Annotated in this window: 16 protein-coding genes; 10 read left to right on the forward strand and 6 right to left on the reverse strand. The window is 55.1% G+C overall.

Features of this window, described 5'->3' with window-relative positions; all coding sequences use genetic code 11:
- Positions 1-10: 10 nt before the first annotated feature.
- The 5 genes from accB to acuI form a co-directional block, all read right to left on the reverse strand.
- Positions 11-481, reverse strand: a complete 471-nt coding sequence (accB, locus tag OGX84_RS19840) for an acetyl-CoA carboxylase biotin carboxyl carrier protein (RefSeq protein ID WP_012135391.1) — start codon at positions 479-481, stop codon at positions 11-13.
- A gap of 22 nt (positions 482-503) precedes the next feature.
- The gene (aroQ, locus tag OGX84_RS19845) at positions 504-956 is read right to left on the reverse strand and encodes a type II 3-dehydroquinate dehydratase (RefSeq protein ID WP_012135390.1); all 453 of its coding nucleotides are present in this window, start codon (positions 954-956) and stop codon (positions 504-506) included.
- Positions 957-1191: 235 nt separating this feature from the next.
- Complete coding sequence (gene msrQ, locus OGX84_RS19850) at positions 1192-1812, reverse strand: protein-methionine-sulfoxide reductase heme-binding subunit MsrQ (protein ID WP_104868122.1); 621 nt, start codon at positions 1810-1812, stop codon at positions 1192-1194.
- On the reverse strand, positions 1813-2814 hold the full coding sequence (gene msrP, locus OGX84_RS19855; RefSeq protein ID WP_024130995.1) for a protein-methionine-sulfoxide reductase catalytic subunit MsrP: 1002 nt from the start codon (positions 2812-2814) through the stop codon (positions 1813-1815). It abuts the gene before it with no gap.
- A 77-nt stretch (positions 2815-2891) separates the two neighbouring features.
- Positions 2892-3866 (reverse strand): acrylyl-CoA reductase (NADPH), encoded by a 975-nt coding sequence (acuI, locus tag OGX84_RS19860; protein ID WP_104868123.1) that lies wholly within the window; start codon positions 3864-3866, stop codon positions 2892-2894.
- Positions 3867-4069: 203 nt separating this feature from the next.
- Here acuI and csrD point away from each other — a divergent pair, with 203 nt between their 5' ends.
- The 8 genes from csrD to tldD all read left to right on the forward strand — a co-directional run bounded on the left by csrD (position 4070) and on the right by tldD (position 16493).
- Positions 4070-6010, forward strand: coding sequence for an RNase E specificity factor CsrD (csrD, locus tag OGX84_RS19865; RefSeq protein WP_047460917.1), 1941 nt, complete (start codon positions 4070-4072; stop codon positions 6008-6010).
- Positions 6011-6317: 307 nt separating this feature from the next.
- Positions 6318-7361 carry a rod shape-determining protein MreB gene (mreB, locus tag OGX84_RS19870; protein WP_000913396.1) on the forward strand — a complete coding sequence of 348 codons (1044 nt, stop codon included), beginning with the start codon at positions 6318-6320 and terminating at the stop codon, positions 7359-7361.
- A 64-nt stretch (positions 7362-7425) separates the two neighbouring features.
- A complete protein-coding gene (mreC, locus tag OGX84_RS19875; protein ID WP_049009237.1) occupies positions 7426-8445 on the forward strand; it encodes a rod shape-determining protein MreC in 1020 nt (339 codons plus the stop codon).
- Entirely contained in the window at positions 8445-8933 is a 489-nt protein-coding gene (gene mreD / locus OGX84_RS19880) for a rod shape-determining protein MreD (RefSeq protein ID WP_012135383.1), read from the forward strand. Before mreC ends, mreD begins: the two co-directional genes overlap by 1 nt.
- A gap of 8 nt (positions 8934-8941) precedes the next feature.
- Positions 8942-9535, forward strand: coding sequence for a Maf family protein (locus OGX84_RS19885; protein ID WP_071257705.1), 594 nt, complete (start codon positions 8942-8944; stop codon positions 9533-9535).
- Positions 9525-10994 carry a ribonuclease G gene (rng, locus tag OGX84_RS19890; protein ID WP_012135381.1) on the forward strand — a complete coding sequence of 490 codons (1470 nt, stop codon included), beginning with the start codon at positions 9525-9527 and terminating at the stop codon, positions 10992-10994. The genes OGX84_RS19885 and rng overlap by 11 nt, the downstream gene beginning before the upstream one ends.
- 67 nt (positions 10995-11061) lie before the next feature.
- Positions 11062-14862, forward strand: a complete 3801-nt coding sequence (yhdP, locus tag OGX84_RS19895; RefSeq protein ID WP_112001509.1) for an AsmA2 domain-containing protein YhdP — start codon at positions 11062-11064, stop codon at positions 14860-14862.
- 185 nt (positions 14863-15047) lie between these two features.
- The gene (gene tldD / locus OGX84_RS19900) at positions 15048-16493 is read left to right on the forward strand and encodes a metalloprotease TldD (protein ID WP_047460926.1); all 1446 of its coding nucleotides are present in this window, start codon (positions 15048-15050) and stop codon (positions 16491-16493) included.
- A 102-nt stretch (positions 16494-16595) separates the two neighbouring features.
- Here the strand turns inward: tldD and aaeR are convergent, their stop codons facing one another.
- The gene (gene aaeR / locus OGX84_RS19905) at positions 16596-17525 is read right to left on the reverse strand and encodes an HTH-type transcriptional activator AaeR (RefSeq protein WP_012135377.1); all 930 of its coding nucleotides are present in this window, start codon (positions 17523-17525) and stop codon (positions 16596-16598) included.
- 183 nt (positions 17526-17708) lie between these two features.
- Here aaeR and aaeX point away from each other — a divergent pair, with 183 nt between their 5' ends.
- Both aaeX and aaeA read left to right on the forward strand, forming a co-directional pair.
- The gene (gene aaeX, locus OGX84_RS19910) at positions 17709-17912 is read left to right on the forward strand and encodes a p-hydroxybenzoic acid efflux pump operon protein AaeX (protein WP_000051840.1); all 204 of its coding nucleotides are present in this window, start codon (positions 17709-17711) and stop codon (positions 17910-17912) included.
- 7 nt (positions 17913-17919) lie between these two features.
- Positions 17920-18852 (forward strand): p-hydroxybenzoic acid efflux pump subunit AaeA, encoded by a 933-nt coding sequence (aaeA, locus tag OGX84_RS19915; RefSeq protein WP_012135375.1) that lies wholly within the window; start codon positions 17920-17922, stop codon positions 18850-18852.

The raw sequence follows: 18852 nt of genomic DNA on the forward strand, positions 1-18852 counted from the left end.
GTTCGCCTCGTTATTCGATGACGACCAGCGGCTCGTCAAATTCTACCGGCTGACCACTTTCGACCAGAATTGCTTTCACCACGCCGGATTTATCGGCTTCGATCTGGTTCATCATTTTCATGGCTTCAACGATGCACAGGGTATCGCCCGCGTTAACTTTCTGACCGACTTCGACGAATGCTTTCGCATCCGGGCTCGGGGTGCGGTAGAAAGTACCAACCATTGGGGAACGTACGATGTGACCACTGATTTCCGCTGATGCAGCAGGCGCTTCCATTGCTGGAACAGCCGCCGGAGCGACAGCGTTAGACAGAGCTGGCTGCTGCATTGGCGCAGCATAAGCTTGTTGCATCACTGGAAAACCTGCGTTTGGCGCGGTGCGGCTGATGCGCACAGACTCTTCGCCTTCAGAAATTTCCAGTTCGGAGATGCCTGATTCTTCAACCAGCTCGATCAGTTTTTTAATCTTACGAATATCCATGAGTGGGTTCCGTACTCTTTGTTTAGTGTGATTGTGACAGGCGTTTTACCGCCGTCTGTAAAGCGTATGAGTAACCGTCAGCGCCGAATCCGCAAATAACGCCAGCCGCAATATCGGAAAGATACGAATGCTGGCGAAACGGTTCCCGCGCATGTACGTTGCTCAGGTGAATCTCGATAAACGGGATGCTCACCGCGAGCAGCGCATCGCGAATCGCAACACTGGTGTGCGTAAACGCGGCCGGATTAATCAGGATATAGTCCACAGTGTCTTTAGCCTGATGAATACGGTCGATGAGTGCGTACTCCGCGTTAGACTGCAAATGATCCAGCGTCACATTCAGCGCGTCGGCCTCTGCATTCAAACGGTTAACAATTTCCGTTAATGTCAGGGTGCCGTACTTATCGGGTTCACGGGTGCCGAGCATATTAAGGTTCGGACCGTTTAAAAGCAAAATGTGTAATTTGTCGGCCATCGTGCAGCTATCTCCTGCGATTCTCCGGTAAAAAACAAAATATACCTTTGATGCGCGATTGTCACCCTTTCAGCGGCTTAAAAACCCTGTCCGGGAAACCAAGGTCGCACATTATAACGATTTCGTAGCAATTGGCAGCTAAATACTGGTCTTATCAGGGAAGATTATCAACTGCTAACACGCAAAGACCCAAGGCGAGTCCTGGTTTTGCAACAAACCGCACATAACGGAGGCGTTACAGCATTTTGCCCGCAAACGACCGCCACCACTGGCGAAATGTCTTGTAGCGCCAGGCTAAAAGCGCCAGCGCCAGCAGGACATAAATGACTGGCTGCGGCGATAAAATTTTTACCGACCACAGATAATGAATGGGAGCCAGAATCGCGACAAGATAAACGAAGTTATGCAAACGTTGCCAGCGTTTCCCCAGTGTTCGTTGCGCCGCCTGCGTGGAGGTCAACGTAAGGGCGAATAAAATGAACCAACTGATAATGCCCAACGTTAAATAAGGACGAGTGATTAACTCCTGGCCCAGCAGCGCCAGATTATTTATGCCCAGTTCAAGTAGCGCATAGCTGGTTAAATGCAGCGTGGCCCAGGCGAAGCACCATAACCCTAACAAGCGGCGGGTGCGGATCAATAATGGCTGTTTAGCGTAGCGTGCCAGCGGTGAAACCAGCAAGGTAGCGAGCAAAAATTTCAGCGCTGTCCTACCGGTAAAGTGTTGAATATCTTTGACCGGATCGGCGCTGAGCCCTCCCTGATTCACCGCCCAGACGAGCCAGAGAAACGGTAATAATCCGGCAAGATGCAGCAGTACTTTTAGCCAGACGATCTGTTTTTGTGTCAGACGCACTTAGAAATTCTCCCGCAGATCCAGACCGCGATATAAAGACGCCACTTCACTGGCATAGCCGTTAAACAGCAGCGTCGGCTGTCTTTGTACATCCAGAATGCCGCCCGCGCCAATAAAACGCTCGGTCGCCTGTGACCAGCGCGGATGATCAACGTGCGGATTCACGTTGGCGTAAAATCCGTATTCGTTTGGCGCGGCCAGATTCCAGGTGGTCGGCGGGCGTTCGCGGGTCAGTTTAATACTGACGATCGACTTAATCCCCTTGAACCCGTATTTCCACGGCACCGTCAGACGGATGGGGGCGCCGTTTTGCGGCGGCAGCGCTTTACCATAGACGCCGACAGTCAGCAGCGTGAGTGGGTGCATTGCCTCGTCCAGACGCAATCCTTCGACGTAAGGGTATTTTAGCCCGCCGCCGATAAAGCGGTCTTTTTGTCCCGGCATATCATCGGGCGCGTAGATCGTTTCGAACGCCACATAGTTGGCATTGCTGGTGGGTTCGACCAGTGCGAGCAGTTTATGTAAGGGGAAGCCAATCCAGGGAACCACCATCGACCATGCTTCAACGCAGCGCATACGATAGATTCGCTCTTCCAGCGGGAAACGCGTCGTGAGCGCATCGTGATCGAGCGTTAGGGGTTTCGCCACTTCGCCGCTAATTTTCAACGTCCAGGGATCGGTTTTCAGGCTACCCGCGTTGGCGGCCGGGTCTGCTTTATCGAGGCCGAATTCATAGAAATTATTATAACCGGTGACTTTGTTTTCCGGCGTTAACGGGAGGTCGTTTTGCCAGGCGGCGGGTTTGCTGAAATCAAGCGGCTTACCGGCAGGCGCAGGGGGACGATCGTTGCCTTTAAACCAGCTCAGCAGGTCGGCCTGGGCGGTGGCGGGCAGAGAAAGGGCGGCCGCGCTGATGCCTAAAGCTTTCAGTACCTGGCGGCGCTGCAACATAAAAACGGACTCCGCGGTTACGTCGGCTTCCGTCAGTTTTTTCATTTTCATAGCATCCTCCGTCATGCGTTTTTTTAAGCATGACGGAGGCGAAACGTTAACGCGAATATGTCACGAAAATTTGAAGATTAGGCAATCTTCACCAGCGTACGGCCCTGCGCCTGGTTATTGATGATGGCATCGGCGAATTTCGGCGCGTCTGCCAGCGTGATTTCTGTTGCAGCCTGCGCATAGAAAGAGGCTGGCAGGTCGTTGACCAGGCGTTTCCAGGCTTCTGCGCGGCGGGCAGGCGGAGTCATCACGGAATCCACGCCCTGCAAGCGGACATTACGCAGAATAAACGGCATGACCGTGGTGGGGAGCGCGAAGCCGCCCGCCAGACCACAGGCCGCAACGCAGCCGCCGTAGTTCATCTGCGCCAGCACTTTCGCCAGCACTTTATCGCCAACGGTGTCGATGGCACCGGCCCAGAGTTGTTTCTCCAGCGGGCGGGATTCGGCAAACTCATCGCGCCCCAGAATGCGGTTGGCGCCCAGGTTACGCAGGTAGTCGTGGGTGCTTTCGCGTCCTGACACGGCCACAACCTGGTAGCCCAGCTTATGCAGCAACGCAACGGCAGTGCTGCCCACGCCGCCGCTGGCGCCAGTCACGACAATCTCGCCATCTTCAGGACGAATGCCCGCGTCTTCCAGCGCCATCACGCACAGCATGGCGGTAAAACCGGCGGTGCCGATAATCATCGCATTTCGGCTATCAAGACCTTTCGGGAGAGCAACCAGCCAGTCGCCTTTTACGCGGGCGCGCTCAGCCAGACCGCCCCAGTGGTTTTCGCCCACGCCCCAGCCGGTCAGTAAAACCTCCTGACCGGCATGGAAGCGGGGATCTTCACTGGCGCGTACGGTTCCAGCGAAATCGATGCCAGGAATCATCGGAAAGTTACGGATGATTTTCCCTTTCCCGGTGATGGCCAGAGCATCTTTATAGTTCAGGCTGGACCAGTGGATATCTACCGTTACATCCCCTTCCGGTAGCCGACTTTCTTCAAGGGTCTGAACGGAAGCAAGGGTTTTACCGTCCTGCTGTTCTAAGATCAAAGCCTGCATAACCTGTCCTCAATTTGCATAGTGGATTGGAAAAATATTTATGAAGACTATACTCGCTAATCAAAACGTGATGCCGATTCAACGCAATAAATTGCCAGATAGACCTGATTTGGTAGTATGCCCGCTTAGCTGTGCAATTTAACGGACTTCGCGTTCAGAGTTGCTCTTTCATGTCGTTTATAACTGTCGGAGTTAACACACGGATGCGATTAACGACGAAATTCTCAGCCTTTGTCACGCTGCTTACCGGGTTAACGATTTTCGTTACGCTCATCGGCTGCTCGCTGAGTTTTTACAATGCCATCGAGAATAAATTCACCAGCCGCATTCAGGCGGTCGCCACCGCTATTGACACGCATCTTGTCTCCTCTGATTTTGTCACGCTAACGCCGCAGATTAATGAACTGATGGTATCGGTCGATATCGTGCGCGTCGATTTGTTGCAGGATGGCCGCCAGGTGTATAGCCATTCGCGCAACAGCAGCTATCGGCCAGCGGGAAGCAACAACCTGTATCGTGAGCTGACGATTCCGCTGGTAAAGCATCCCGGCACCTCGCTGCATGTGGTGTTTCAGGACCCGATGGGCAACTATTTTCACTCGCTCGTGACCACCGCGCCGCTCACGCTGGCGATCGGCTTTATCGTTCTCATCTTGTTCTTATCGGTACGCTGGCTACAGCGCCAGCTGTCCGGGCAGGAGCTGTTGGAAATTCGTGCAACGCGTATTCTGAACGGCGAGCGCGGGCCGAATGCGCGAGGGTCGGTCTATGAATGGCCCGCGCGTACCAGCAGCGCGTTGGATATGCTGCTGTCTGAAATTCAGTTTGCCAGCGAACAGCGCAGCCGTCTGGATACGCTTATCCGTTCTTATGCGGCGCAGGATGTCAAAACCGGGCTGGGCAATCGCCTGTTTTTTGATAACCAACTGGCGACGCTGCTGGAAGATCAGGAAAAAGTGGGATCGCATGGCGTGGTGATGATGATCCGCCTGCCAGACTTTAACCTGCTTCACGACAGCTGGGGACGCGATCTCGCGGAAGAACAGCTGTTTGCGCTGATTAATCTGCTGTCGACATTTATTATGCGCTACCCGGGTTCGCTGCTGGCGCGCTACCACCGCAGCGACTTTGCCGTCCTGTTGCCGCACCGCACATTGAAAGAAGCGGAGAGCATCGCCGGGCAGTTATTAAAAGCGGTAGATGCATTACCGGTTAATAAAAAGCTCGATCGTGACGATATGGTACATATCGGCATTTGCGCATGGCGTAGCGGTCAGTCAACGGAGCAGGTGATGGAACATGCCGAAGCCGCGACCCGAAATGCCGTGTTGCAGGGAGGGAACAGCTGGGCGGTGTATGACGATTCGCTGCCGGAAAAAGGCCGAGGCAACGTACGCTGGCGCACCCTTATTGAGCAGATGCTCAGCCGGGGCGGGCCGCGGATTTATCAGAAACCGGCGGTAATGCGTGAAGGACGCGTACACCACCGGGAGCTGATGTGCCGTATCTTTGACGGCGCCGAAGAGGTGATTTCGGCGGAATACATGCCGATGGTATTGCAGTTCGGTTTATCGGAAGAGTATGACCGCTTGCAAATTAGCCGTTTGATCCCGCTGCTGAAATACTGGCCGGAGGAAAATCTGGCGATGCAGGTAACGGTAGAATCGTTGATCCGCCCACGGTTTCAGCGCTGGCTGCGTGATACGTTGATGCAGTGCGAAAAATCGCAGCGAAAACGTATTATTTTTGAACTTGCCGAGGCAGATGTTTGTCAACACATCAGTCGGTTACAGCCTGTTATTCGTTTAATGAATGCGCTTGGCGTTCGGATCGCGGTGACACAGGCGGGTTTGACGCTGGTGAGTACCAGCTGGATTAAAGAACTTAATGTGGAATTACTGAAACTTCATCCGAGTCTGGTAAGAAACATTGAGAAACGAACGGAAAACCAGTTGCTGGTACAGAGCCTGGTGGAAGCTTGCACGGGAACGCATACGCAGGTTTACGCGACAGGCGTCCGTTCGCGTAGCGAGTGGCATACGCTGACGGGGCGCGGAGTGGCGGGCGGACAGGGGGATTTTTTTGCCTCCTCCCAACCACTTGACACCAACGTGAAAAAATATTCGCAAAGATACTCGGTTTAACCTGCCGTTTAATTTGTTTTCACGTAGAATAACGCGCGCTGTGCCTCATGGGGGTGTGCTTGTCTGCTCGCCAGATTGTTGCAGCAAATATGCAGGTAAACGACCTTTTACAGGTTGCAAATGAAGGCCAGGATTGCTGCTGATGTATTCAGTTCTGATGGACCCAGACAGAGATTTGTAACAAAGGAAACGTACTGCGCTAATTTTCACCGTAGCAGATGATTTTTGCGCCTTGTCGCTGCTGCGTGTGGTTGGTAAAGTAAGCGGATTTTGTTTTCCGCCCCAGCTTTCAGGATTATCCCTTAGTATGTTGAAAAAATTTCGTGGCATGTTTTCCAATGACCTGTCCATTGACCTGGGTACTGCGAATACCCTCATTTACGTAAAAGGACAAGGCATCGTATTGAATGAGCCTTCCGTTGTGGCCATTCGTCAGGATCGTGCCGGTTCACCGAAAAGCGTGGCCGCAGTAGGTCATGATGCGAAGCAGATGCTGGGTCGTACGCCGGGCAATATCGCTGCTATTCGCCCGATGAAAGACGGCGTTATCGCTGACTTCTTCGTGACTGAAAAAATGCTCCAGCACTTCATCAAACAAGTGCACAGCAACAGCTTTATGCGTCCAAGCCCTCGTGTGCTGGTGTGTGTACCGGTAGGAGCGACCCAGGTAGAGCGTCGTGCGATTCGTGAATCCGCACAGGGCGCTGGCGCTCGTGAAGTGTTCCTGATCGAAGAACCGATGGCTGCGGCAATCGGCGCCGGTCTGCCGGTGTCTGAAGCAACCGGTTCAATGGTTGTCGATATCGGTGGCGGTACGACGGAAGTGGCCGTTATCTCTCTGAACGGCGTGGTTTACTCTTCTTCTGTGCGTATTGGCGGCGACCGCTTCGACGAAGCGATCATCAATTACGTGCGCCGTAACTACGGTTCTCTGATCGGCGAAGCGACCGCAGAACGTATCAAACACGAAATCGGTTCTGCGTATCCGGGCGACGAAGTGCGTGAAATCGAAGTTCGCGGGCGTAACCTGGCGGAAGGCGTTCCACGCGGCTTTACCCTGAACTCCAACGAGATTCTGGAAGCGTTGCAGGAGCCGCTGACCGGTATTGTGAGCGCGGTGATGGTTGCGCTGGAACAGTGCCCGCCGGAACTGGCGTCTGATATCTCCGAGCGCGGTATGGTGCTCACGGGCGGCGGCGCGCTGCTGCGTAACCTTGATCGTCTGTTAATGGAAGAAACCGGCATTCCTGTCGTTGTTGCTGAAGATCCGCTGACCTGCGTGGCGCGCGGCGGCGGCAAGGCGCTGGAAATGATCGATATGCACGGCGGCGACCTGTTCAGCGAAGAGTAATCGGATACCGGCAGGGTGATGGTTTGATTACCCTGCCGACTCTGATACGAGAATACGCAAACTTATGAAGCCAATTTTTAGCCGTGGCCCGTCGCTACAGATTCGCCTTATTCTGGCGGTGCTGGTGGCGCTCGGCGTGATTATAGCCGACAGCCGCCTGGGGACGTTCAGCCAAATCCGCACGTACATGGATACCGCCGTCAGCCCTTTCTACTTTATTTCCAATGGTCCCCGTGAATTACTCGACGGCGTGTCGCAAACGCTGGCTTCGCGTGACCAACTCGAACTTGAAAACCGGGCGCTGCGCCAGGAACTGTTGCTGAAAAACAGCGAATTGCTGATGCTGGGGCAATACAAACAGGAGAACGCGCGTTTGCGCGAGCTGCTGGGTTCGCCGCTGCGTCAGGACGAACAAAAAATGGTGACTCAGGTCATCTCCACGGTTAACGATCCTTACAGCGATCAGGTGGTGATCGACAAAGGAAGCGTGAATGGGGTCTATGAGGGGCAACCGGTCATCAGCGACAAAGGCGTAGTGGGCCAGGTCGTTGCGGTGGCGAAACTGACCAGCCGCGTTCTGCTTATTTGCGATGCGACACATGCGTTGCCGATTCAGGTGCTGCGTAACGATATCCGCGTCATTGCCGCTGGTAACGGCTGCACGGACGATTTACAGCTTGAGCATTTACCGGCAAACACCGACATTCGCGTTGGCGATGTGCTGGTAACGTCGGGTCTGGGCGGCCGTTTCCCGGAAGGGTATCCGGTGGGCGTGGTTTCGTCCGTCAAGCTGGACACCCAACGTGCTTACACCGTGATTCAGGCGCGTCCGACTGCGGGTTTACAGCGTTTGCGTTATCTGCTGCTGCTGTGGGGAGCCGATCGCAACGGCGCTAATCCGATGACGCCGGAAGATGTGCATCGCGTCGCTAACGAACGACTGATGCAGATGATGCCGCAGGTTCTGCCTTCGCCAGATGCGATGGGGCCGCCAGCGCCAATGCCGGACCCTGCCACGGGGATTAGCCCGGCGCCTGCCGCGCCTCAACAACCGGCGGCTACGCGCGCAACGGGGGGGCAATAGTGGCAAGTTATCGTAGCCAGGGTCGCTGGGTTATCTGGCTCTCGTTTCTTATTGCGCTATTGCTGCAAATCATGCCCTGGCCGGATGACATCATCGTTTTCCGGCCAAACTGGGTGCTCCTTATCTTGCTGTACTGGATACTCGCACTGCCGCACCGCGTAAATGTGGGTACAGGTTTTGTGATGGGTGCCATACTGGATCTGATCAGCGGCTCCACGCTTGGCGTGCGGGCCTTGTCGATGAGTATCATTGCTTATCTGGTTGCACTGAAATTCCAGCTATTCCGTAACCTGGCGCTCTGGCAACAGGCGCTGGTGGTGATATTGCTCTCACTGGTTGTGGACATTATTGTTTTCTGGGCCGAGTTTTTAGTGATCAACGTCTCTTTCAGACCGGAAGTATTCTGGAGTAGTGTAGTAAACGGTGTGCTCTGGCCCTGGCTTTTCCTGCTGATGCGCAAAGTGCGCCAGCAGTTTGCTGTGCAGTAAAGGTTTCTATGACTGACGTTTATCTTGCTTCCGGTTCACCTCGCCGCCAGGAGCTGCTTGCGCAGCTGGGCGTCTCTTTTGCACGTATCGTTACGGGAATTGAAGAAACGCGTGGCGAAGGCGAAAGCGCGCAACAGTATGTCTCCCGTCTGGCGCGGGAAAAGGCGCTGGCAGGCGTAGCGCAAACGGCGCGCGACTTGCCGGTGCTGGGCGCCGATACTATCGTGATTCTTAACGGTGAAGTGCTGGAGAAACCGCGCGATGCAGAACACGCGGCGCATATGCTGCGCAAACTGTCGGGGCAGACGCATCAGGTGATGACGGCCGTCGCGCTGGCGGACAGCCAGTACGTGCTGGATTGTCTGGTGGTGACGGAGGTGACGTTCAGAACACTGAGTGATGAGGACATCGCGGGCTATGTCGCTAGCGGTGAGCCTATGGATAAAGCTGGAGCATACGGTATTCAGGGGCAGGGTGGCTGTTTTGTCAGGAAGATAAACGGCAGCTATCACGCCGTGGTCGGCTTACCGCTGGTTGAAACGTATGAGTTGCTGAGCAATTTTAACGCACTGCGTGAGAAAAGGGATAAACATGACGGCTGAATTGTTGGTAAACGTAACGCCATCGGAAACACGCGTGGCGTACATTGATGGCGGTATTCTTCAGGAAATTCATATTGAGCGTGAAGCGCGACGAGGCATCGTAGGCAATATCTACAAAGGCCGTGTAAGCCGTGTACTTCCGGGTATGCAGGCGGCTTTTGTAGATATTGGACTGGAGAAAGCCGCGTTTCTTCATGCTTCAGACATTATGCCGCATACCGAATGCGTGGCGGGTGAAGAGCAAAAGAACTTCACCGTACGCGACATCTCTGAGCTGGTGCGTCAGGGGCAGGATCTGATGGTGCAGGTGGTAAAAGATCCGCTTGGCACCAAAGGCGCGCGCCTGACGACGGACATCACGCTGCCTTCCCGCTACCTCGTCTTTATGCCCGGCGCGTCGCACGTTGGCGTTTCTCAGCGTATTGAAAGCGAAACCGAACGTGAACGCCTGAAGAAGGTGGTGGCGGAGTATTGCGACGAGCAGGGCGGATTTATCATCCGTACGGCGGCGGAAGGGGTGTGCGAAGAGGATCTGGCGTCGGACGCCGCTTACCTCAAACGCGTCTGGACGAAAGTCATGGAGCGTAAAAAGCGGCCGCAAACGCGCTATCAGATGTACGGCGAACTGGCGCTGGCGCAGCGCGTACTGCGTGATTTTGCCGATGCCGAGCTGGACAGAATCCGCGTGGATTCGCGTCTGACGTACGAGGCATTGCTGGAATTTACCGCGGAATATATCCCCGAGATGACCAGCAAGCTCGAACACTACAGCGGTCATCAGCCGATTTTCGATCTCTTTGATGTTGAAAATGAGATTCAGCGCGCGCTGGAACGCAAGGTGGAGCTGAAATCCGGCGGTTATCTGATTATCGATCAAACCGAAGCCATGACCACCGTTGATATCAATACCGGGGCGTTTGTCGGGCACCGTAATCTTGATGATACGATCTTCAATACCAATATTGAGGCGACGCAGGCGATTGCGCGGCAGCTGCGTCTGCGCAATCTGGGCGGTATCATCATCATCGATTTTATCGACATGAATAATGAAGATCATCGCCGTCGGGTACTGCATTCTCTGGAGCAGGCGCTGAGCAAAGATCGCGTGAAAACCAGCATCAACGGCTTTTCGCAACTGGGTCTGGTAGAGATGACCCGCAAGCGTACCCGCGAAAGCGTGGAACATGTGCTATGCAATGAATGTCCAACGTGTCATGGACGCGGTACGGTGAAAACGGTGGAAACCGTCTGCTATGAAATTATGCGTGAAATCGTGCGTGTGCATCATGCCTACGACTCCGATCGTTTCCTCGTTTATGCTTCTCCGGCGGTGGCGGAAACGTTAAAAGGTGAAGAGTCGCACGCGCTGGCAGAGGTGGAAATTTTTGTCGGCAAGCAAGTTAAAGTCCAGATTGAACCGCTCTATAACCAGGAGCAATTTGACGTCGTAATGATGTAAAAGACCGCCGTTTCCAGGCCGGATAACGGGTTTGTGAGTCACATTTTTGGCAGACAAGGAGAGACGCGTGAGGCGATTGCCGGGGATATTACTGCTCACTGGAGCCGCGCTCGTCGTCGTCGTTGCGCTGCTGATCAGTGGATTGCGCCTTGCGCTCCCCCATCTGGATAGCTGGCGTCCGGCGATCCTCAGCAAAATTGAATCTGCCACGGGTATTCCTGTTGCCGCCAGCCAGTTGCATGCGAACTGGCAAACCTTTGGCCCCACGCTTGAAGCCCGGGACATCCATGCCAGTTTGAAAGATGGCGGTGAGCTTTCAGTAAAGCGCGTCACGCTGGCGCTGGATGTCTGGCAAAGCCTGTTGCATATGCGCTGGCAGTTTCGCGATCTCACCTTCTGGCAACTGCACATCCGCACCAATACGCCGATCCAACGCAGTGACAGCGACGAAGGCATTGAAACCAACCGTATTAGCGATCTTTTCCTGCGTCAGTTTGATCACTTCGATCTCCGGGACAGCCAAATTAGCTTTCTGACCTTATCAGGCCAGCGAGCCGAACTGGCGATCCCGCAGCTTACCTGGTTGAACGGCAAAGACAGGCACCGCGCGGAAGGTCAGGTCAGTCTCTCCAGCCTGACCGGGCAGCATGGCGTGATGCAGGTTCGTATGGATCTGCGTGACGACGACGGGCTGCTGAACAACGGTCGGGTCTGGCTACAGGCCGACGATATTGACGTGAAGCCGTGGCTGGGCAAATGGATGCAGGATAACGTGGCGCTGCAAACCGCACGCTTTAGCCTGGAAGGCTGGATGACGCTCACGAAAGGCGAAGTCTCCAACGGCGATATCTGGCTTAAGCAGGGCGGCGCGAGCTGGCAGGGCGATAATCATTCGCACACGCTTTCCGTTGATAACCTGACCGCGCACATTACGCGCGAACAGCCGGGCTGGCAGTTTTATATTCCTGACACGCGTATCACGCTGGATAGCAAACCCTGGCCGCGCGGCGCGTTAACGCTGGCCTGGGTGCCGGAACAAGAAGTTGGCGGTCAGAACAACATACGCAGCGATGAATTGCGTATTCGCGCCAGCAACCTTGAACTGGCCGATATGGACGGACTGCGTCCGGTGGCTGCGAAACTCTCGCCTGCGCTGGGCGACATCTGGCAGGCCACACAGCCACGTGGAAAAATAGACACTCTCGCGCTGGATATCCCGCTACAGGCGACGGAGAAAACGCGTTTCCAGGCGTCGTGGGATAACCTCGCCTGGAAGCAGTGGAAGCTCTTACCGGGCGCGGAACACTTCTCCGGCACCTTGTCCGGCAGCGTGGAAAACGGCGCGCTGACCGCCTCGATGCAGCAGGCCGAAATGCCGTATGAAACCGTCTTTCGCGCACCGCTGGAAATTGAAAACGGCGTGGCGACGCTCACCTGGCTGAAGAATGACAAAGGGTTTCAGCTGGACGGGCGCAACATCGACGTGAAAGCGAAAGCCGTACATGCGCGCGGCGGTTTTCGTTACCTGCAACCCGCCGGAGAGGAGCCCTGGCTGGGGATTCTGGCGGGGATTAGCACCGATGACGGTTCACAGGCCTGGCGTTATTTCCCGGAAAACCTGATGGGCAAAGAGCTGGTTGATTACCTTAGCGGCGCGATTCAGGGCGGCGAAGCGGATAACGCCACGCTGGTGTATGGCGGCAATCCACATCTTTTCCCCTACAAACATAATGAAGGTCAGTTTGAAGTGCTGGTGCCGCTGCGTAACGCGAAGTTTGCTTTCCAGCCGGACTGGCCCGCGCTGACCGACCTCAACATTGAGCTGGACTTCCTGAACGATGGCCTGTGGATGAAGGCGGATAGCGTCAATCTGGGCGGTGTTAAGGCCAGCAATCTGACCGCGATCATCCCGGACTATGCCAAAGAAAAGCTGCTGATTGATGCCGATATCAATGGGCCGGGTAAAGCGGTCGGCCCGTATTTTGACGACACGCCGCTGAAAGATTCTCTCGGCGCCACGCTGGAGCAACTCCAGATTGACGGCGATGTGAATGCTCGCTTACATCTTGATATTCCGCTGGATGGCGAGCTGGTCACCGCCAAAGGGGACGTCTCGCTGCGTAATAATAGTTTGTTCATTAAGCCGCTCGACAGCACGCTGAAGAACCTGAGCGGTAAGTTCAGCTTCAACAACGGCAATCTTAAGAGCGAACCGTTAACGGCAAACTGGTTTAATCAGCCGTTGAACGTGGATTTCTCCACCAATGAAGGGGAAAAGGCCTATCAGGTCGACGTCAACCTTAACGGCAACTGGCAGCCGGGCCGTATGGGCGTGCTACCTGCGCAGGTGAACGATGCTATAAGCGGCGGTATGGCGTGGAACGGTAAAGTGGGCATTGCGCTTCCTTATCACTCTGGTGCGACATACAACGTAGAACTGAAAGGCGACCTGAAGAATGTGAGCAGTCACTTACCGTCACCGCTCGACAAGCAGGCCGGGGAATCCTTGCCGGTGAGCATTAAGGCTGACGGTAACTTGCGTAGCTTCGCGCTGACCGGCAGCGCCGGGAAAAATAATCACTTTAACAGCCGCTGGCTGCTGAATCAGAAACTGACGCTGGATCGGGCAATCTGGACAACGGATAGCCGCACCACGCCGACATTGCCTGACCGACAAGGCGTTGAGCTTAATCTTCCGGCAATGGATGGCGCAGAGTGGCTGGCGCTGTTCCAGAAAGGCGCGGCGGATAACGTTGGCGCAAAGACCAGTTTGCCGCAGCGCGTGACGCTACGAACGCCTTCGCTGTCGCTGGGCGGGCAACAGTGGAATAACCTGAGCATTGTCTCTGAGCCGTCGCTGAATGGTCAGAAGGTCGAAGCGCAGGGGCGCGAGGTTAACGCCACGCTGGCGATACGCAATAATGCCCCGTGGCAGGCGAACATCAAATACCTGTATTACAACCCGAGCGCGGCGAAGCGTACAGACGGCGCGCAGGCGACCTCGCCGTTCTCCTCCCTTGAGCGAGTCAGTTTCCGTGGCTGGCCTGATGTGCAGTTACGCTGCGTTGAATGCTGGCTGTGGGGGCAAAAATATGGGCGTATTGACGGCGACGTCGCGATTCAGGGAAATACGCTGACCCTGAGTAACGGGCTGCTGGATACGGGCTTCTCCCGGCTGACGGCTGAGGGGGTCTGGGTGAACACGCCGGGTAGCGAGCGCACGTCGCTGAAGGGGAAACTGCGCGGCCATAAAATTGATGCCGCAGCGGGATTCTTTGGCGTTTCAACCCCTATCCGCAACGCCTCGTTTAACGTGGACTATGACTTACACTGGCGTAACCTGCCCTGGCAGCCGGATGAGGCTTCCCTTAATGGCATTTTACGTACCCGCCTGGGGAAAGGTGAAATTACCGAGCTGAGCACCGGTCATGCGGGGCAGCTTCTGCGTCTGCTGAGTTTTGACGCACTGCTGCGTAAGCTGCGTTTTGATTTTAGCGATACGTTCAGCGACGGTTTCTACTTTGACTCTATTCGTAGTACGGCGTGGATCAAAGACGGTGTGATGCACACTGACGATACGCTGGTGGATGGGCTGGAGGCCGACATCGCCATGAAAGGTTCTGTCAATCTGGTGCGTCGGGAACTCGATATTGAAGCCGTCGTCGCACCGGAAATCTCCGCCACGGTAGGGGTTGCCGCCGCGTTTGCGGTGAACCCGATTGTTGGGGCGGCGGTATTTGCCGCGAGTAAAGTGTTGGGGCCGTTGTGGAGCAAAGTCTCCATTCTGCGCTATCGCATCACGGGCCCGGTAGACAAACCGCAGATTAACGAAGTCCTGCGCCAGCCGCGTAAAGAAAGCCAGCAATGATTTGACGGGGGCGAGTAATTGCCCCAATCTCAGTAAATAGAAATGAATGACGAACTGCAAAAGCCGGATGGCGCTGCGCTTATCCGGCCTACATAACTTCTACCGCAGTCCGGCATTGAAGCGCCTGATGGCGACGCAGGCGCGTCTTATCAGGCCTACAACAGTAACTAACGAGTAGCAAAACGATGAGTCTGAACCTGGTAAGTGAACAATTGCTAGCGGCGAACGGCCTGAACCATCAGGATTTGTTTGCCATTCTGGGCCAACTGGCCGAACGCCGTCTCGATTACGGCGATCTCTATTTTCAGTCGAGCTATCACGAATCCTGGGTTTTAGAAGATCGCATCATCAAAGATGGTTCTTACAACATCGATCAGGGCGTTGGCGTGCGCGCTATCAACGGTGAAAAAACAGGGTTTGCCTATGCCGATCAGATCAGCCTGCAAGCGCTGGAGCAGAGCGCGCAGGCCGCGCGTACCATTGTGCGCGACAGCGGCGACGGCAAAGTAAAAACACTGGGCGCGGTGGAGCACCCGATGCTCTATACCGCCATTGATCCGCTACAGAGCATGAGCCGCGAAGAGAAACTCGACATTCTGCGTCGCGTGGACAAGGCGGCGCGTGAAGCCGACAAGCGCGTACAGGAAGTGACGGCCAGCCTGACCGGCGTGTATGAGCTGATTCTGGTGGCAGCGACCGATGGTACGCTGGCGGCGGATGTGCGCCCGCTGGTGCGTCTGTCTGTCAGCGTGCAGGTAGAGGAAGACGGTAAACGCGAGCGCGGCTCCAGCGGCGGCGGCGGTCGTTTTGGCTATGACTTTTTCTTAGGCGATTTAGACGGTGAAGTACGCGCCGATGCCTGGGCGAAAGAGGCAGTGCGCATGGCGCTGGTGAATCTGTCGGCGGTTGCCGCTCCGGCGGGAACATTACCCGTTGTGCTGGGCGCGGGCTGGCCTGGCGTGCTGCTGCACGAAGCGGTAGGCCACGGACTGGAAGGGGATTTCAACCGTCGCGGTACGTCGGTGTTCAGCGGCCATATCGGTGAACTGGTCGCGTCTGAACTGTGTACCGTGGTTGATGACGGCACGATCGCCGATCGCCGTGGTTCGGTCGCCATTGATGATGAAGGTACGCCGGGCCAGTACAACGTGTTGATTGAAAACGGCATCCTGAAAGGGTACATGCAGGATAAACTCAACGCGCGTCTGATGGGCGTTGCGCCGACCGGTAACGGACGTCGTGAATCATATGCGCATCTGCCGATGCCGCGTATGACCAACACCTATATGCTGGCCGGGAAATCCACGCCGCAGGAGATTATCGAGTCTGTGGAATACGGTATCTATGCGCCTAACTTTGGCGGCGGGCAGGTGGATATCACTTCCGGGAAATTTGTGTTCTCGACTTCAGAAGCGTACCTGATCGAAAACGGTAAGGTGACGAAACCCGTGAAAGGGGCGACGCTGATTGGTTCTGGTATCGAAGCGATGCAGCAGATCTCTATGGTCGGGAACGATCTGAAACTGGATAACGGCGTTGGCGTCTGCGGTAAAGAAGGGCAGAGTCTGCCGGTAGGCGTGGGCCAGCCGACGTTAAAAGTGGATAACCTGACCGTGGGCGGCACCGCGTAAAGTCGTTTTGTAGGCCCGATACGCCGTTACGTTATCGGGCATTTTGCCGGGTGCGGCGTGAACGCCTTATCCGGCCTGCCTGTTCTACAGGCGGGCTGCTGATCACTTCTCTTTTCCCCGACCGTACATTCCCTGAAATAGCTTCGCGACATCGACAAAATAGTCTGTCAGATAGTTAATCACCACCTGCACCTTCAGCGGCAACTTATCTTTTTCGGTATACAGCGCGTAAACCGGGCGTGGATCGGACTGGTAGCGAGGCAGCAGGATCTCCAGATCTCCGCTGTTGATCTCATTGATCACCCACATCAACGGAACGTAGGCGATCCCGGCGCCTGCGGTCAGCCAGCGGCTGAGCGTCATCGGATCGTTGGTGACGAAGCGTCCTTGTGGGATCAGCCGGGTGGAGATCCCTTCCGGCGCAATCAACTCAAACTCGTTATCCGGGCGCACGCTGTATTCCAGCCATGAGTGATTGCTGAGGTCGGCGGGTTTTTCCGGCACGCCAAATTGTGCGAGATAACTTTTGGCGGCGCACACCACCATCGGCATTGCCCCCAGACGGCGTGAAAACAGGCTGGAGTCCTGCAACGCACCGACGCGGATCACCACGTCCAGACCATCAGCGATCAGATCCGGCGCCGGGATGCCGGTCACCAGGTTAACCGTCAGGCCAGGGTACTCTTTCAGCATTTTGGCCGTTAACCCGGCGAGGACATTTTGTGCCATGGTTGAAGAACAACCAATTCGCAGGGTGCCGATAGGCGTGTTGTTGAAGGCATAAAGCTGCTCATGGACATCCTGCACTTCGTGCAGCATCCGACGGCAACCCTGATAATAAATTTTACCGGCCTCGGTCAGCCCAATGCTGCGCGTACTGCGGTTTAGCAGCTTAACCTGTAGCTCATCTTCCAGTTTTGCCACGGTCTGGCTGATAGAGGAAACGCTCATTTGTAGCTGTCTGGCAGCGGCGGTAAAGGAGCCAAATTCAACGACTTTGGCGAACACCGACATGCGTTTTAATCTTTCCATTATTCACTCTGGCTTAAAAGTGATTTAGATCACATATTATAGATAACAGCATAACAGTTACGTTAATATATTATTATTCAAATAACCGCTATGCCGCTCTCGCCTGGCTTTCCACGCCCTTCCCTGCGGTGGCATTGGCTGAAAACTGTATCGCCTGCACTCTCTTTATAAATCAAGGTCAACATGAGTCTGTTTCCCGTTATCGTGGTGTTTGGTCTCTCCTTCCCACCGATATTTTTCGAATTACTTTTGTCACTGGCGATTTTCTGGCTGGTGCGCCGGATGCTGGTTCCAACCGGCATTTATGACTTCGTCTGGCATCCGGCTCTGTTTAATACCGCGCTGTATTGCTGCCTGTTCTATTTAATATCGCGCTTGTTCGTTTGAGGTAGAAGTGAAAACACTAACAAGAAAACTCTCTCGTACGGCCATCACGCTCGTACTGGTCATTCTGGCCTTCATCGCAATTTTCCGTGCCTGGGTCTATTACACCGAGTCGCCGTGGACGCGTGACGCGCGCTTCAGCGCCGACGTGGTTGCCATTGCGCCAGACGTCGCGGGCCTTATCACCAACGTGAGTGTGCATGATAACCAGCTGGTGAAGAAAGACCAGATACTGTTCACCATCGATCAGCCGCGCTATAAAAAAGCCCTCGAAGAAGCGGAAGCTGATGTTGCCTACTACCAGGTGCTGGCACAGGAAAAACGCCAGGAGGCTGGCCGCCGTAACCGCCTTGGCGTCCAGGCGATGTCGCGTGAAGAGATCGATCAGGCCAATAACGTTCTGCAAACCGTATTACATCAGCTTGCCAAAGCGCAGGCGACGCGCGATCTGGCAAAATTAGACCTCGAACGTACCGTGATTCGCGCCCCTGCTGACGGTTGGGTCACCAACCTGAATGTCTACACCGGCGAGTTTATTACCCGTGGCTCAACGGCGGTTGCGTTGGTGAAACAGCACTCTTTCTACGTGCTGGCCTATATGGAAGAGACCAAACTGGAAGGCGTCCGTCCGGGCTATCGCGCAGAGATAACGCCGCTTGGCAGTAACAAAGTGTTGAAAGGCACCGTTGACAGCGTGGCGGCTGGGGTCACTAACGCCAGCAGCACGCGTGACGCCAAAGGGATGGCGACCATCGACTCCAATCTGGAGTGGGTACGTCTGGCGCAGCGTGTTCCGGTACGTATCCGTCTGGACGATCAGCAGGACAACCTGTGGCCTGCCGGGACAACCGCAACCGTTGTGATTACCGGCAAGCAGGATCGTGATGAAACGCAGGACTCCTTCTTCCGTAAAATGGCGCACCGTCTGCGCGAGTTTGGTTAA

The organism is Citrobacter sp. CK202 (assembly GCF_030333225.1).
Classification (GTDB): domain Bacteria; phylum Pseudomonadota; class Gammaproteobacteria; order Enterobacterales; family Enterobacteriaceae; genus Citrobacter_B; species Citrobacter_B koseri.

Bases quoted from the DNA above. Each gene is read 5' to 3' on its own strand.
- accB (WP_012135391.1), bottom strand. From the start codon at position 481: ATGGATATTCGTAAGATTAAAAAACTGATCGAGCTGGTTGAAGAATCA.
- aroQ (WP_012135390.1), bottom strand. From the start codon at position 956: ATGGCCGACAAATTACACATTTTGCTTTTAAACGGTCCGAACCTTAAT.
- msrP (WP_024130995.1), bottom strand. From the start codon at position 2,814: ATGAAAATGAAAAAACTGACGGAAGCCGACGTAACCGCGGAGTCCGTT.
- acuI (WP_104868123.1), bottom strand. From the start codon at position 3,866: ATGCAGGCTTTGATCTTAGAACAGCAGGACGGTAAAACCCTTGCTTCC.
- csrD (WP_047460917.1), top strand. From the start codon at position 4,070: ATGCGATTAACGACGAAATTCTCAGCCTTTGTCACGCTGCTTACCGGG.
- mreB (WP_000913396.1), top strand. From the start codon at position 6,318: ATGTTGAAAAAATTTCGTGGCATGTTTTCCAATGACCTGTCCATTGAC.
- mreC (WP_049009237.1), top strand. From the start codon at position 7,426: ATGAAGCCAATTTTTAGCCGTGGCCCGTCGCTACAGATTCGCCTTATT.
- OGX84_RS19885 (WP_071257705.1), top strand. From the start codon at position 8,942: ATGACTGACGTTTATCTTGCTTCCGGTTCACCTCGCCGCCAGGAGCTG.
- rng (WP_012135381.1), top strand. From the start codon at position 9,525: ATGACGGCTGAATTGTTGGTAAACGTAACGCCATCGGAAACACGCGTG.
- tldD (WP_047460926.1), top strand. From the start codon at position 15,048: ATGAGTCTGAACCTGGTAAGTGAACAATTGCTAGCGGCGAACGGCCTG.
- aaeR (WP_012135377.1), bottom strand. From the start codon at position 17,525: ATGGAAAGATTAAAACGCATGTCGGTGTTCGCCAAAGTCGTTGAATTT.
- aaeX (WP_000051840.1), top strand. From the start codon at position 17,709: ATGAGTCTGTTTCCCGTTATCGTGGTGTTTGGTCTCTCCTTCCCACCG.